The 484-nt window shown below is 65.5% G+C and carries 1 protein-coding gene; it reads right to left on the reverse strand.

All coding sequences use genetic code 11. The features are described 5' to 3' along the window. Positions 1-318 (reverse strand): hypothetical protein (locus PXJ20_RS32975; protein WP_421032971.1); only part of this gene is annotated, 318 nt, incomplete at its 3' end. Between the last annotated feature and the right edge of the window lie 166 nt (positions 319-484).

A 484-nucleotide genomic window follows, 5' to 3' on the forward strand; every position in this document is an offset into this window, starting at 1 on the left:
CACGTCGCTGTCCACCTCGACCTCGACCACGGCCAGTTCGCTGTCCACGGGAGTCAGTTCGCTGTCGACGGGAGTCAGTTCGCTGTCCACCGGCGTCAGTTCGCTCTCGACGGGTCTGTCGAGCACGAACAGCAGCGTGACGTCGCTTTCGACCTCGACCTCGACCACGGCCAGTTCGCTCTCCACGGGGGTGAGCTCGCTCTCGACCGGTGTCAGTTCGCTGTCCACGGGTCTGTCGACGGCGACCAGCAACATCGCGTCGCTCTCCACCTCGACCTCGACCACGGCCAGCTCGCTCTCCACCGGCCTGTCGACCACGAACAGCTCGGTGACATCGCTGTCGACGTCGAGCTCGACGGCAACGACTTCGCTCTCCACGGCGATCTCGGCGAGCAAGACGCACTACTACAGCGTCAACGACAACGGCACGCAGCAGGCCAACTACAACAACGACGGGGCCACGGGCGTGAACGCGCTGGCCGCG

The sequence above is a fragment of the Paraburkholderia sp. A1RI_3L genome (assembly GCF_048957895.1).
GTDB lineage: Bacteria > Pseudomonadota > Gammaproteobacteria > Burkholderiales > Burkholderiaceae > Paraburkholderia > Paraburkholderia kururiensis.